The sequence below is a fragment of the Mesorhizobium sp. M7A.F.Ca.US.005.03.2.1 genome (genome assembly GCF_003997795.1).
GTDB lineage: Bacteria > Pseudomonadota > Alphaproteobacteria > Rhizobiales > Rhizobiaceae > Mesorhizobium > Mesorhizobium ciceri.
In genome coordinates this window covers 1-11,645 of sequence record NZ_RZRP01000102.1, presented here as the reverse complement: position 1 = coordinate 11,645, position 11,645 = coordinate 1, and the positions used below count along the sequence as shown (strand labels likewise).

Annotated in this window: 13 protein-coding genes; 12 read left to right on the top strand and 1 reads right to left on the bottom strand. The window is 63.3% G+C overall.

The genetic code is table 11. From position 1 onward, the window contains the following. From EN991_RS08520 to EN991_RS08505, 4 genes are all read left to right on the top strand, one after another. Positions 1–601, top strand: a 601-nt coding sequence (locus EN991_RS08520; protein WP_164768924.1) for an ABC transporter ATP-binding protein, incomplete at its 5' end; no start/stop codon positions are given. Positions 602–668: 67 nt separating this feature from the next. Beyond that, the gene (locus EN991_RS08515; protein ID WP_127368572.1) at positions 669–1,784 is read left to right on the top strand and encodes an ABC transporter substrate-binding protein; all 1,116 of its coding nucleotides are present in this window, start codon (positions 669–671) and stop codon (positions 1,782–1,784) included. A 23-nt stretch (positions 1,785–1,807) separates the two neighbouring features. Further along, positions 1,808–2,641, top strand: a complete 834-nt coding sequence (locus EN991_RS08510) for an ABC transporter permease (protein WP_013532644.1) — start codon at positions 1,808–1,810, stop codon at positions 2,639–2,641. Then, positions 2,641–3,444 (top strand): ABC transporter permease, encoded by an 804-nt coding sequence (locus tag EN991_RS08505; RefSeq protein WP_027162976.1) that lies wholly within the window; start codon positions 2,641–2,643, stop codon positions 3,442–3,444. The genes EN991_RS08510 and EN991_RS08505 overlap by 1 nt, the downstream gene beginning before the upstream one ends. Here EN991_RS08505 and EN991_RS08500 read toward each other — a convergent pair. Next, positions 3,441–4,229 (bottom strand): fumarylacetoacetate hydrolase family protein, encoded by a 789-nt coding sequence (locus EN991_RS08500; protein WP_064993410.1) that lies wholly within the window; start codon positions 4,227–4,229, stop codon positions 3,441–3,443. The two genes, EN991_RS08505 and EN991_RS08500, sit on opposite strands and share 4 nt — an antisense overlap. A 293-nt stretch (positions 4,230–4,522) precedes the next feature. Here EN991_RS08500 and EN991_RS08495 point away from each other — a divergent pair, with 293 nt between their 5' ends. The 8 genes from EN991_RS08495 to EN991_RS08460 form a co-directional block, all read left to right on the top strand. Beyond that, positions 4,523–4,930 (top strand): DUF3168 domain-containing protein, encoded by a 408-nt coding sequence (locus tag EN991_RS08495; protein ID WP_064993409.1) that lies wholly within the window; start codon positions 4,523–4,525, stop codon positions 4,928–4,930. Positions 4,931–5,105: 175 nt separating this feature from the next. Beyond that, positions 5,106–5,408, top strand: a complete 303-nt coding sequence (locus EN991_RS08490; protein WP_013532640.1) for a hypothetical protein — start codon at positions 5,106–5,108, stop codon at positions 5,406–5,408. Between the two features lie 119 nt (positions 5,409–5,527). Then, positions 5,528–6,193 (top strand): response regulator transcription factor, encoded by a 666-nt coding sequence (locus tag EN991_RS08485; RefSeq protein WP_013532639.1) that lies wholly within the window; start codon positions 5,528–5,530, stop codon positions 6,191–6,193. Further along, positions 6,177–7,610 (top strand): ATP-binding protein, encoded by a 1,434-nt coding sequence (locus tag EN991_RS08480; RefSeq protein WP_024505287.1) that lies wholly within the window; start codon positions 6,177–6,179, stop codon positions 7,608–7,610. Before EN991_RS08485 ends, EN991_RS08480 begins: the two co-directional genes overlap by 17 nt. A 184-nt stretch (positions 7,611–7,794) precedes the next feature. Beyond that, positions 7,795–8,232: a hypothetical protein gene (locus tag EN991_RS08475; protein WP_013532637.1), complete on the top strand. Its 438-nt coding sequence runs from the start codon at positions 7,795–7,797 to the stop codon at positions 8,230–8,232. Positions 8,233–8,325: 93 nt separating this feature from the next. After that, the gene (gene ccmI / locus EN991_RS08470) at positions 8,326–9,465 is read left to right on the top strand and encodes a c-type cytochrome biogenesis protein CcmI (RefSeq protein WP_127368571.1); all 1,140 of its coding nucleotides are present in this window, start codon (positions 8,326–8,328) and stop codon (positions 9,463–9,465) included. Positions 9,466–9,473: 8 nt separating this feature from the next. After that, positions 9,474–9,917 carry a cytochrome c maturation protein CcmE gene (gene ccmE, locus EN991_RS08465; protein ID WP_013532635.1) on the top strand — a complete coding sequence of 148 codons (444 nt, stop codon included), beginning with the start codon at positions 9,474–9,476 and terminating at the stop codon, positions 9,915–9,917. A gap of 32 nt (positions 9,918–9,949) precedes the next feature. Next, the coding region (locus EN991_RS08460) for a heme lyase CcmF/NrfE family subunit (protein ID WP_164768922.1) at positions 9,950–11,645 on the top strand (1,696 nt) is incomplete at its 3' end.

The following is an 11,645-nucleotide window of genomic DNA, read 5'->3' as shown; positions in this document are numbered from 1 at the left end:
GCCGTTCTCGGCGCTCGACAAGAGCCTGCGCGGCCAGATGCAGGCCGAGATGAAGCGGCTGCACCAGGAAACCGGAACCACTTTCGTCTTCGTCACCCACGACCAGAGCGAGGCGCTGGCGCTGTCGTCGCGCGTTGCCATCTTCAACCACGGCAAACTGCTGCAGGTCGGAGCGCCCGACGAAGTCTACGACCGGCCGGACAACCGCTTCGTCGCCGAGTTCCTCGGCGAAATCAACATGCTGCCGCTGAAGGGCGTCAAGCCTGCCGGCAATGGCTCGACCGGCCTGTGCGAAGACCGCGCGGTCAGCATGGGCTGCAAGGCCGAACTCGTGCGCGGCGATGCCATCCTGGCGATCCGGCCCGAATACATGTCGATATCGGGCGAGGCGGCGGATGGCGAGAATGGCATCGCCGCTACCGCCACCAACTCCACCTATCTCGGTGCTGCGACGCGGCTCGACCTGACGACACGGCAAGGCGCCAAGGTTACCGTCTCGGTGCCGAACGAGGTGGCGGCCGCAGCGCTCAGCAAGGGCAATTCCGTCTGGCTCACCTGGCCGGCGGAAAAGGGTTTCCTCCTTCCGCATGGAGGGCAATGACGACGGTGTGGCGAGATATCGCTCCACCGCTTTCCGGCACTATCAACAACAAAAAAGGGGAACTGACATGACACATGACACCAAAAAACAAGCCGTCGAGAGCCTGTCCGCCAGGGCAGGTCGCGGCGAGATCTCGCGCCGGCAGTTCACACAGCTGGCGGTACTCGTGCTGGCCGGCACGCCGATGCTGCTGCGCTCGACAGGTGCCTTTGCGCAGGCCAAGGAACTGGTGCTGGTCAACTGGGGTGGCGATGCCATCACTGCCTATGATGCCGCCTATGGCCAGGCCTTCACCAAGGACACCGGCATCGCCGTCAAGATGGACGGTTCGGGTCCGACCGAAGGCGCCATCGCAGCGCAGTTCAAGAGCGGCGCGCCGACCTGGGATCTCGTCGACGTGGACCCCTTCTCGGCCATCACGCTCGGCGCCCAAGGGGCTCTCGAGCCGATCGATTACAACATCGTCGACAAGAAGAAGATGCGGCCCGGCTTTGGTTGGGAATACGCCGCCTCGACCTATTTCTTCTCCTATGTCATTGCCTATGATTCCGAGAAGTACGGCAAGGACGCGCCGACCGGCATGGCCGATTTCTTCGACGTGAAGAAATTCCCCGGCAAGCGCTCGCTCTACAAATGGGGCGTATCGAGCTGGGAAGCAGCACTTCTGGCCGACGGCATCGCGCCGGCGTCGCTCTACCCGCTCGACCTCAAGCGCGCCCATGACAAGATCGCCGCGTTCAAGGAAAACGTCGTTGCCTATTGGGGTGGCGGCGCCGAAAGCCAGAGCGTGCTGCTCAATGGCGAGGCCTCGATGGCGATCGTCTGGTCGACGCGCGCTTCGCTGATCGAGCAGGATTCGGGCGGCAAGATCAAGTTCATCTGGGATCAGGGACTGATCTCGCCCGGTGCGCTGGCCGTGCTCAAGAACAACCCCGGCGGCAAGGACGCTGCGATGAGGTTCATCGCCAGTGCCCAGGACCCTGAAAAGCAGCTGGTCATGTTCGACAAGCTCGGCCAAGGTCCTGCAAACCCGGCGGCAGACGCGCTGATCACGGCCGACAAGAAGCGCATCAACCCGGTCGATCCCGAGAACATGAAGAAGCAGATCGCGCTCGACATGGACTGGTACGCCAAGAACTACGGGCCGGCGCTCGACGAATACACCAAGATCATCTCGGCCTGATCAGGGCCGGGGTAATCGGGTCAATGAGATCCTATCTCTCCGACAGGATGGGCGCGGCGCTGTTGATGGCGCCGCTGCTCCTGTTTCTTGTCCTGGCCTATGCCTGGCCGTTCCTTGGCGTCGTCAAATGGAGTTTTACGCTGCCGACGCCCGGCCTCGGCCAATATGAGGCGCTGCTCACCGACGATCTGGTGCAGTCGGTGTTCATCCGCACGCTGCGCATCGCGGCGGTCGTCACCGTGGTCTCGGTGGCCGCTGCCTACGCCATCACCGTCGTCTGGGTGCGTGGAACCCCGGCACAGCGCCTGATCGCCGAGTTCTGCATTCTCGTTCCCTTCTGGATTTCCGTGCTGACCCGTGCCTTCGGCTGGGTGGCGCTGCTCTCCAATCGCGGCCTGATCAACACGTGGCTGCAGGCGATCGGCTTCATTTCCGAACCGCTGGCGTTGGTGCGCAACGAATTCGGCGTCATCGTCGGCATGACGCACTTCCTCATTCCTTTCGCCGTTTTTCCGCTGGCATCGGCCATGCGCAGCCTCGACGACCGCGTGCTCCTGGCGGCGCGCGGGCTCGGCTCCAGCCGCATGCGCACCTTCTGGACGGTGTTCGTGCCGATGACGCGCTCCGGCATCATAGGCGCGGCGATGATCGTTTTCGTCTTCTCGCTCGGCTTCTTCGTCACGCCAGCGATCCTTGGCGGCGGCCGCAGCGTCATGATTGCCGAGCTGATCTATCTCAGGATATTCCAGAGCCCGGACTGGGGCTTGGGTGCAGCGATCAGCGTCGTGCTGGTGCTGTTCGTCGGCGCGCTGATGGCGCTCTTGTTCCGATATGTCAGACCGAAGCAGTTGATCTGATGCCGACCTACCGCCCCGGTCCCGTCTCGCTGATCATCGCCGCCTTCGTGGCGCTGTTCCTGCTGATGCCGCTGCTCGCCGTCATCCCGGTGTCGCTGACGCCGAGCCGCATGCTGGCCATGCCGTCGGGCGAACTGTCGCTGCGCCATTACCGGGCGCTGATCGAGGACCCGCGCTGGCTCCAATCGATCCTGCTCTCGATCCGCATCGGTGTCGTCAGCAGCGCCTTTTCAACTGTGCTGGCGCTGTGCTTCAGCCTTGGCGTCTGGATGTTCCAGCCGCGCTTCACCGCGGCACTTGTCGGCTTCGTGTTGCTGCCGATGGTGGTGCCGCCCGTGGTCTCGGCGATCACGCTCTACTTCCTGCTCACCTCGATCTCGGGCTTCAGCGCGTTCTTCGGCTATGACACCTGGCTGGGCGTTGCCATGGCCCATTCGGTGATGACGGTCCCTTTCGCCACCGTGCTGATGCTGGTCTCGCTCAGCCAGCTCGACCGCCGCATAGACCTCGCCGCGCGCGGCCTAGGTGCAACTGTCTGGGAACGCGCCACCCGCATCATCATGCCCAACATCAAATTCGGCATCGTCACCGCCGCACTTCTCTCCTTCGTGCTGTCCTGGGAAGAAATCGGCGTCACTTTGTTCATCACCTCTGTCAACGCCATCACGCTGCCGCGGCTCATGTGGATGGGCTTGCGCGACAACATCGACCCGGCGATCGCGGCATTGTCGGTGATCCTGATCATCATCACCGTGCTGGTGCTGGCGGTGCGCAGTTTCGTGGCCAGGCAGCGCGGAGCCTAGACAAACCTCACCGAGACGCGGCCAAACCTGCCTAGATCGCCGATGACTTCGTCGCCTGCCTCGACGCTTATCGGTGTCACGCAGGTGCCGGTAATCACCACCTGTCCCGGCTGGAGCGCTATGCCCAAGCCCGACAGTTCATTGACGATCCAGGTAAGCGCGATGCGAGGATCGCCCAATACGGCTGCTCCCGATCCGCTATGTTGCGACCTTCCGGAAACGGACGCGATCACGGGGTGCTTTGCAAGATCCACGTCGTGCCAGTCGTCTTCCGCCGCCTCGCCGATGACAAACAGGTTGGCGCAGGCATTGTCCGCAATGAGCTGCGGCGCCCCGACGGCGCAGAAATCGTCATACCGTGAGTCCGGGATTTCGATCGCCGGGTGCAAGCTCGCTACGGCTTCCATCGCCTCGGCGATTTCATAGGGTGCCGCACGAGGCGGCAGCTCGCGGCCGAAACGGAAAGCGAACTCGATCTCGGCCACGCGCATCTTGCTCGTCGCCAGGGAAACGGTCCCGCCGATCTCCACCGCTTTCTCGGCCAGGAGACGTCCGGCCATGGGGCCGTCGACGTTGATGTGCCTTTGTCCCGCCAGACTGGTCGCGGCAATCTTCCAGCCGAAAAGCGGAGCCGCCGAGCGATCCATGACATGCGACTGGATAGCGTAACCTTCGAGCCGTGTTTGTGGGCGCAACGCCTCGGGTATGGCGTCGAGACGGGTGCCCTTGTCCCAGTGGCCTACCAACAACCGCGACGCAGCCCTGGTCTTTTCTGCATCGAGCATCATCAGCTTCCGAAATTGCTTCGTGGATCAAAAACGGCAAGGAAACATTGCGTCATGCGACGCTGTATGGAGCGAGAATATGTGACCAGGAATCGAGAGTCCATGTTCACGGCGTGGTGCCCGCGACGGTGGTCTTGGCAAAGCCGCCCTTTCGAGATCATCGGCATCCATCATTCCGATGACGAATTGCCATCGCCTCTGCGCGTCGAATGGCTATATCTGTCAGAACACGCAGAACGCGGACAGCTTCCGAAAAGCAACAGTCGGCAGCGCAGGAACCGGAGGAAAAGACGATGACCGCGCCAGGCGATTTACAGCAGGCACTGTTTCTCAGGCTGAAAAGCGATCCATCGCTGTCGGCCTTGCTGGGCGGCGCCGGACTGCTCGAACGGCCAGCCGACAACGCCGCTTTTCCGTACGTGACCTGCGGCCATACCTCCGCTTTCGACTGGGATACGGGCATCGAGAACACCGACGATCAGTTGATTACGCTGCATGTCTGGTCGAAAGCCCATGGGGATGCCGAAACGCTAGCCATCATGGCCGCCATCCAGGCGCGCCTTGCCGACGCAGCATTGGTGATCGGCCCTCGCGGCCAGACACGACTGTCGCTGGAATTTGCCGAAGCCCGCCATGACGAGGATCTGCTCGTGCATCACGGGCTGCTGCGTTTTCGCGCGATGACGCAGGAAAATGCCTGATGCGCTTTCAATATGGTCAAAACGGAGTCTAGACTGGACTTTCGCGGGATTTCGCCTGTTCGAGGCGGCGAAATCCCAGGTTGACTGTCTCGCGTTGCAGGGGTGTGGCGAGGATGTTTTCAGCGGCGTTCACCGTTCATTTCACGTTCAGCACCGATGCGTTACAACGCCGGTCATGAAAACGCTTCGCTCCCACTTCCGAACCGCGACACTGGCGCTTTGTGCTGCCGGGCTGTTTGCGTCGCAGGCGATGGCGATGCCGGTCATCGCGCCGCCCGACCTGGCCAGTCCGATCGTACTGGCGGCATCCGATTGCTACGCCATCGGCCAACAGGTGGCCGAGCAGAATGGCGGAACGCTGGCCAAGGCCTCGCAATCGACGCGCGGCGGTCAGCCTGTCTGTGTCATCGTCGTGCTCGTTCCGGGCAAGGACGGACAACGTCCGCGCCGTTCCGAGATCGTCGTTCCGCTGAACTGATCCAATCAACCTTAGGCCACGTTTCCCAGGCCGCCGGAATCGGCCTATATCTGCCCCAGTTTTCAATCCTACAAAGCTCTTCCATCCGACAAAGCTCTTCAACAGGTATCGAACTCCGCATGCGTGTACTGGTCGTCGAAGATGACAAGGATCTCAATCGGCAGATATCGGATGCGCTGGTCGATGCCGGCTATGTCGTCGACCGCGCCTTCGACGGCGAGGAAGGCCATTTCCTCGGCGACACCGAGCCCTATGACGCGGTCGTGCTCGATATCGGCCTGCCGCAGATGGACGGCATCAGCGTGGTCGAGCGCTGGCGACGCGGCGGCCGCAAGATGCCGGTGCTGATCCTGACGGCGCGCGACCGCTGGAGCGACAAGGTTTCCGGCATCGATGCCGGCGCCGACGACTACGTCACCAAGCCGTTCCACATCGAGGAGGTGCTGGCGAGGCTGCGGGCTCTGATCCGGCGCGCTGCCGGCCATGCCTCGTCCGAGCTGACCTGCGGACCGCTGCGCCTCGACACCAAGGCCTCCAAGGCCGATGTCGGCGGAGTGCCGCTGAAGCTGACGTCGCACGAATTCCGCCTGCTTGCCTATCTGATGCACCATATGGGCGAGGTCGTCTCGCGGACCGAACTGGTCGAGCATCTCTACGATCAGGATTTCGACCGCGATTCCAACACCATCGAGGTGTTTGTCGGGCGGCTGCGCAAGAAGATGGGCATCGACATGATCGAAACCGTGCGCGGCATGGGCTACCGCATGCGTGAGCCGGAGGCGTAACTCGGAACCGCTCAAACCAACCGCAAGGACGCCGCTTTCGCTGCGTTTGTGGCCGCGTTCGCTGACGTTCCGCGTCATCGCCTTTTCCACGGTCTGGGCGATCGTGACGCTCGTTGTCATCTTCACCTTGATCACCACCCTATACCGCCAGGCCAGCGAGCGCGGCTTCGACAGCCTGCTTTCGGCGCATCTGTTCAACCTGATCGGTTCGATCGGCATCTCCGACAGCGGTGCGCTGACCGGCGCGCCAGATCTCGGCGACCTCCGGTTCTCGGAGCCGAATTCGGGCTGGTACTGGTCGGTTGAGCCCGCTTCGGAAGGCGTGCATGGCGATCTCCATTCGTCGTCGATGACCACGACGATCCCGTCACCGAGCGTTGCCGAGGTGCCGTTCAACGCGAGCTTCCAGCGCAGCTACGCAGCCGAAGGCATCGACGGCGAGCAGCTCGAAGTGTTCGAGAGCGAATTCGTCCTCGACGCCAAGAACCGCGCCGCGCGTTTCCGCGTCATGGGCAACCAGAGCGAACTCGAACAGGAAATCGCCACCTTTCAGCGCCGCCTGCTGACCTATCTCAGCCTGTTCGGCGTCGGCATGATCGCCATCAACGCGATCGCAATCCTGCTCGGCCTGCAGCCGCTGCGCCGGGTCAGAAACGCGCTCGCCATGGTGCGCGAAGGCACCGCCCAGAGGCTCGACGGCCGCTTCCCGGCCGAGATCGAACCGCTTGCCAACGAAACCAATGCGCTGATCGAAAACAACAGGCGCATCGTCGAGCGGTCGCGAACACAGGTCGGCAATCTCGCCCATTCGCTGAAGACGCCGCTGGCGGTACTGCTCAACGAGGGCCGCGCGCTCGGCGGCGCCAAGGGGCAGTTGATCGCCGAACAGGCGGCTTCCATGCAGAAGCAGGTCGAACACTATCTCCAGCGCGCCCGCGTCGCGGCACAACGCGACAGCGTCGTCTACCGCACGCCGGTGACGCCGCTGGTGCAGCGCATGGTGCGGGTTCTGCGGAAGCTCAATCCGCAGACAAATCTATCGCTGTCGCTGCCGGCGGCCGAGATCGTCTTCGCCGGCGAGCGTGAGGACCTTGAGGAACTGCTGGGCAATCTCCTTGAAAACGCGATGAAATGGGCAAAGAGCGCGGTGCAGGTCTCGATCGTGCCCTTGACCGGCAAGGACGACCCGGCCGGCCTGTTCGAGATCGGCATAGAGGATGACGGTCCGGGCATTCCCGAGGACAAGGCGCGCGAGGCGCTGAAGCGCGGACGGCGTCTGGACGAGACAAAGCCCGGAACAGGTCTGGGCCTGGCCATTGTCGCAGACCTCGTCAACGAGTATGGAGGCGTTCTGGCGCTCGAACGGTCCGGTATGGGCGGATTGAAGGCGGTGGTGCGATTGCGGAGCCTTCAGTGATGTTCACCAGAGCCGATCGACATAGAGGGGCGGGAGATGTTGTTGGCGGCATGTCCATTGGTCCCGCAGCGGCCAGCGGCCAAATTTCCGACAAATATCAATACTATGGCCACGCCGACTTCTCGATGACGCGGCCCCCGGCGCATCCATGGCAGGCTCCAACTCAAGAAAACCGGTTGTTGGCATGAAGATTCGCGTCGCGCTTGTTTCCGCATTGCTGGCTGTTTCCGGCTGCACCACCTTGAGCGGCAAGGGTCCAACCGTGGCAGCGACACCGGCCTCGACACCTCCTTCCAGCGGCAAGGTGACCACGACGATCATTTCGGCGATGGGCGGCGGCCTCATCAGCGGGGCGATCGGCAACGGCCTCAGCGAGACCGAGAAGCGCAGCGCGCTCGAGGCTGAGTACAAAGCGCTGGAATACACGACCAGCGGCCAGAAGGTGACGTGGAAAGGCGCCCAGGCTTCGCGCTACGGCGAGGTGGTTCCGGCCCAGCCCTACCGCGTCGGTTCGCAGGACTGCCGCCAGTACACGCAGACGGTGTTTTCCGGCGGCGCCGGAGTCACGGCGCGCGGAACCGCTTGCCGCAACGCCGATGGCAGCTGGACGCCGCTGACCTGACGACCGTCTGCCGACGATTGGCGGCTGGCGTCGTCAAAGCGTCGCAGCATGCATCTGTTGGCACGGCAGAGCTCTGCCGTTATTGGAAGAACCATGCTGTTCTGGGTCATAGCCGCCATTCTCACGCTGGGTGCAAGCCTGGCGGTGCTGTTGCCGCTGGCCGCCAGCGCGAAGGGCGCGTCGTCGAGCGGCGAACATGATCTCGAAGTCTATCGCGACCAACTGTCCGAGCTTGACCGCGACGCTGCGCGTGGCTTGATCCAGCCGGCCGAAGCGGCCGAAGCCCGCGCCGAGATCGCTCGCCGCATCCTTCGCCTTGACAATGCGGTTACCGCCGGCGGCGCAAACGCGGGCCGAGCGCCGGCCACCGCAAGGCTGGTGGCAACCGTAGCCGTGCTGGCGGTGCCGCTGGTCAGTTGGGGGCTCTATGTCAAGCTTGGCTCTCCCGACCTGCCGTCACAACCGCTCAGCGAGCGGTTGGCCAAGAATCCCGCCGACAGTTCGGTCGACGAACTGGTGGCGCGGGCCGAAGCCCATCTGGCCGCCAATCCCACCGATGGCAGGGGCTGGGACGTGCTTGCACCGGTCTATCTGCGCATGCAGCGCTTTTCCGACGCGGCGGATGCCTATCGCAACGCCATTCGGCTTGATGGCGACAGCGCCGTTCGCCAGGCAGGTCTCGGAGAGGCGATCGCCGGCGCGGCAGGCGGCATTGTCTCGGCCGATGCCCAGGATGCTTTCGAGGCAGCCCTGAAGCTCGATCCGGCCAATGCGAAGGCCAGTTTCTACCTGGCCATGGCGTTGGCGCAGGAGGGTCGCGCCAAGGAAGCGACCACGGCATGGCAGGCGATGCTGGGCAGATTGCCGCTGGACTCGCCATGGCGCGGTGCCGTCGAGCAGGCGCTGGCCAAGTCCGGCAACCCCGAAGTGGCTTCCGGCGGCGCCGCCAACGGCCCCGATGCCGGCGATATCGACGCCGCATCCTCGATGTCGCCGCAGGATCGGGAAGCCATGATCAACACCATGGTTGCCGGCCTTGACGACAAACTGCGGCAAAATCCGAACGACCCGGAAGGATGGATGCGGCTCGTTCGTTCCTATGTCGTGCTTGGCAAGGCCGATCAGGCGCGTGAGGCGCTCGGTCGCGCCATTGCCGCCTTTGGGGCCGACAGTGACCAGGCGAAGAAATTCACCGCCTTTGCCGCTTCGCTTGGGCTTGCGGCGACGGAGTAGAACAAGACATGACGCGCAAGCAGAAACGATTGTCGGTGATCGCGGGCGGCCTGGTCTTCCTGGGTGCCGCGACCGGGCTGACTTTCTACGCGCTTGGCCAGAAGGCCTCCTATTTCTACATGCCGGCCGATCTCACCACGGCAAGCGTCCAGCCTGGCCAGCGCATCCGGTTGGGTGGATTGGTCGAAAAAGGCACGATCCAGCGCGGGCAGGGGGCCACGGTCGGCTTTTCGGTCACCGACACGCACAAATCGGTCAAGGTCACCTATACCGGCATCCTGCCCGACCTTTTCCGCGAAGAGCAGGGCGTCATCACCGAGGGTAGTTTCGGCCCGGACGGGGTTTTTGTTGCCGATAGCGTGCTGGCCAAGCATGATGAGCGCTATATGCCCAAGGAGGTTGCGGACGGCCTCAAGGCCAAGGGCGTGTGGCAGGAGAGCAAGAGTGAATAGCTCCGGCAGGAGAGCGACAGTGGATCACGGGCATGGTTGAAACCGGACATTTCGCCCTCGTCCTGGCGTTTGCGCTTTCGCTGGTGCAGACGCTCGTGCCGCTGTTTGGCGCACGCTTGAACAACCAGCGCCTGATGGCCGTCGGCGGTCCGGTCGCGGTGACCGGCTTCGCCTTGACGGCGCTGTCTTTCGCAGCGCTGGCGAGTGCCTATGCGAGCTCCGATTTCTCGGTGGCAAGCGTGTGGGAAAACTCGCATTCCTTGCAGCCGTTGATCTACAAGATCACCGGAACCTGGGGCAATCATGAAGGCTCGATGCTGCTTTGGGTGTTGATCCTGACCTTCTTCGGCGCACTCGTCGCCGCTTTCGGCTCCAACCTGCCGGCGACGCTGCGCGCCAATGTGCTTGCGGTGCAAGGCGCCATCGGCGCCGCCTTCTTCCTGTTCATTCTGGCCACGTCCAATCCGTTCATCCGGCTCAATCCGGCGCCGATCGAAGGCCGCGATCTCAACCCGATCCTGCAGGATCTCGGCCTCGCCATCCACCCGCCGTTCCTCTATCTCGGCTATGTCGGCTTCTCGATCTGTTTTTCCTTCTCGGTCGCCGCTCTCATCGAAGGCCGCATCGACGCGTCCTGGGCGCGCTGGGTGCGGCCGTGGACGCTGGTCGCCTGGATGTTCCTGACCGGCGGCATCGCCATGGGATCGTACTGGGCCTACTATGAACTTGGCTGGGGCGGTTTCTGGTTCTGGGATCCAGTCGAGAACGCGTCTTTCATGCCGTGGCTGGCGGGCACCGCGCTGCTCCATTCGGCCATTGTCATGGAAAAGCGCTCGGCGCTGAAGATCTGGACGCTGCTGCTCGCCATCCTGACCTTTTCGCTGTCGCTGCTCGGCACCTTCCTCGTGCGTTCGGGCGTGCTGACCTCGGTGCACGCCTTTGCCACCGATCCGACCCGGGGCGTGTTTATCCTGTGCATCCTGACGCTGTTTATCGGCGGCTCGCTGGCGCTGTTTGCGCTGCGCGCTTCCCGGTTGACGACCGGCGGCCTGTTCCACCCGATTTCCCGAGAAGGGGCACTCGTCCTCAACAATCTGTTCCTGACCACGGCGACGGCGACCGTGCTTGTCGGCACACTCTATCCGCTCGCTGTCGAAGCCTTTTCAGCCGACAAGATCTCGGTCGGCGCGCCGTTCTTCAATCTCACCTTCGGGCCGCTGATGGTGCCGCTGCTGCTCGTGGTTCCGTTCGGGCCGTTGCTGGCCTGGAAGCGCGGCGATGTTTTCGCCGTCGCGCAGCGCCTGATGGTGGCCTTTGCAGCGGCGCTGCTGGCGACGCTGGTCACCGCTCTGTTCATCGACGGAGCCTCGGTGTTCGCAGCCCTGGGCGTAGGCCTTGCCGTCTGGCTGATCCTTGGCGCGCTCACCGATCTCGCCGTCAAATCCGGCTTTCGGACCGTCGCAACGGGGATCATGGTCCGGCGCTTGCTCGGCTTGCCGCGCTCGGTCTTCGGCACAGCCTTCGCTCACCTCGGCCTCGGCCTGACCACGCTCGGCATCGTCGGCACACTTTGCTTCGGCACCGAGAAGATCCTGTCGATGCATGCCGGCGAGACCGTCGAACTGTCCGGCCATACGCTGCGTTTCGTCGGGCTTTATCCGGCCCAGGGACCGAATTACAGCGAGGATCGCGGCCGCTTCGAGCTGATCGGCGTCAGCGGCAGCCCTG

Excerpts from the sequence above, each read along its gene's own strand:
- EN991_RS08515 (WP_127368572.1), top strand. The coding sequence starts at position 669 with ATGACACATGACACCAAAAAACAAGCCGTCGAGAGCCTGTCCGCCAGG.
- EN991_RS08510 (WP_013532644.1), top strand. The coding sequence starts at position 1,808 with ATGAGATCCTATCTCTCCGACAGGATGGGCGCGGCGCTGTTGATGGCG.
- EN991_RS08505 (WP_027162976.1), top strand. The coding sequence starts at position 2,641 with ATGCCGACCTACCGCCCCGGTCCCGTCTCGCTGATCATCGCCGCCTTC.
- EN991_RS08500 (WP_064993410.1), bottom strand. The coding sequence starts at position 4,229 with ATGCTCGATGCAGAAAAGACCAGGGCTGCGTCGCGGTTGTTGGTAGGC.
- EN991_RS08495 (WP_064993409.1), top strand. The coding sequence starts at position 4,523 with ATGACCGCGCCAGGCGATTTACAGCAGGCACTGTTTCTCAGGCTGAAA.
- EN991_RS08490 (WP_013532640.1), top strand. The coding sequence starts at position 5,106 with ATGAAAACGCTTCGCTCCCACTTCCGAACCGCGACACTGGCGCTTTGT.
- EN991_RS08485 (WP_013532639.1), top strand. The coding sequence starts at position 5,528 with ATGCGTGTACTGGTCGTCGAAGATGACAAGGATCTCAATCGGCAGATA.
- EN991_RS08475 (WP_013532637.1), top strand. The coding sequence starts at position 7,795 with ATGAAGATTCGCGTCGCGCTTGTTTCCGCATTGCTGGCTGTTTCCGGC.
- ccmI (WP_127368571.1), top strand. The coding sequence starts at position 8,326 with ATGCTGTTCTGGGTCATAGCCGCCATTCTCACGCTGGGTGCAAGCCTG.
- ccmE (WP_013532635.1), top strand. The coding sequence starts at position 9,474 with ATGACGCGCAAGCAGAAACGATTGTCGGTGATCGCGGGCGGCCTGGTC.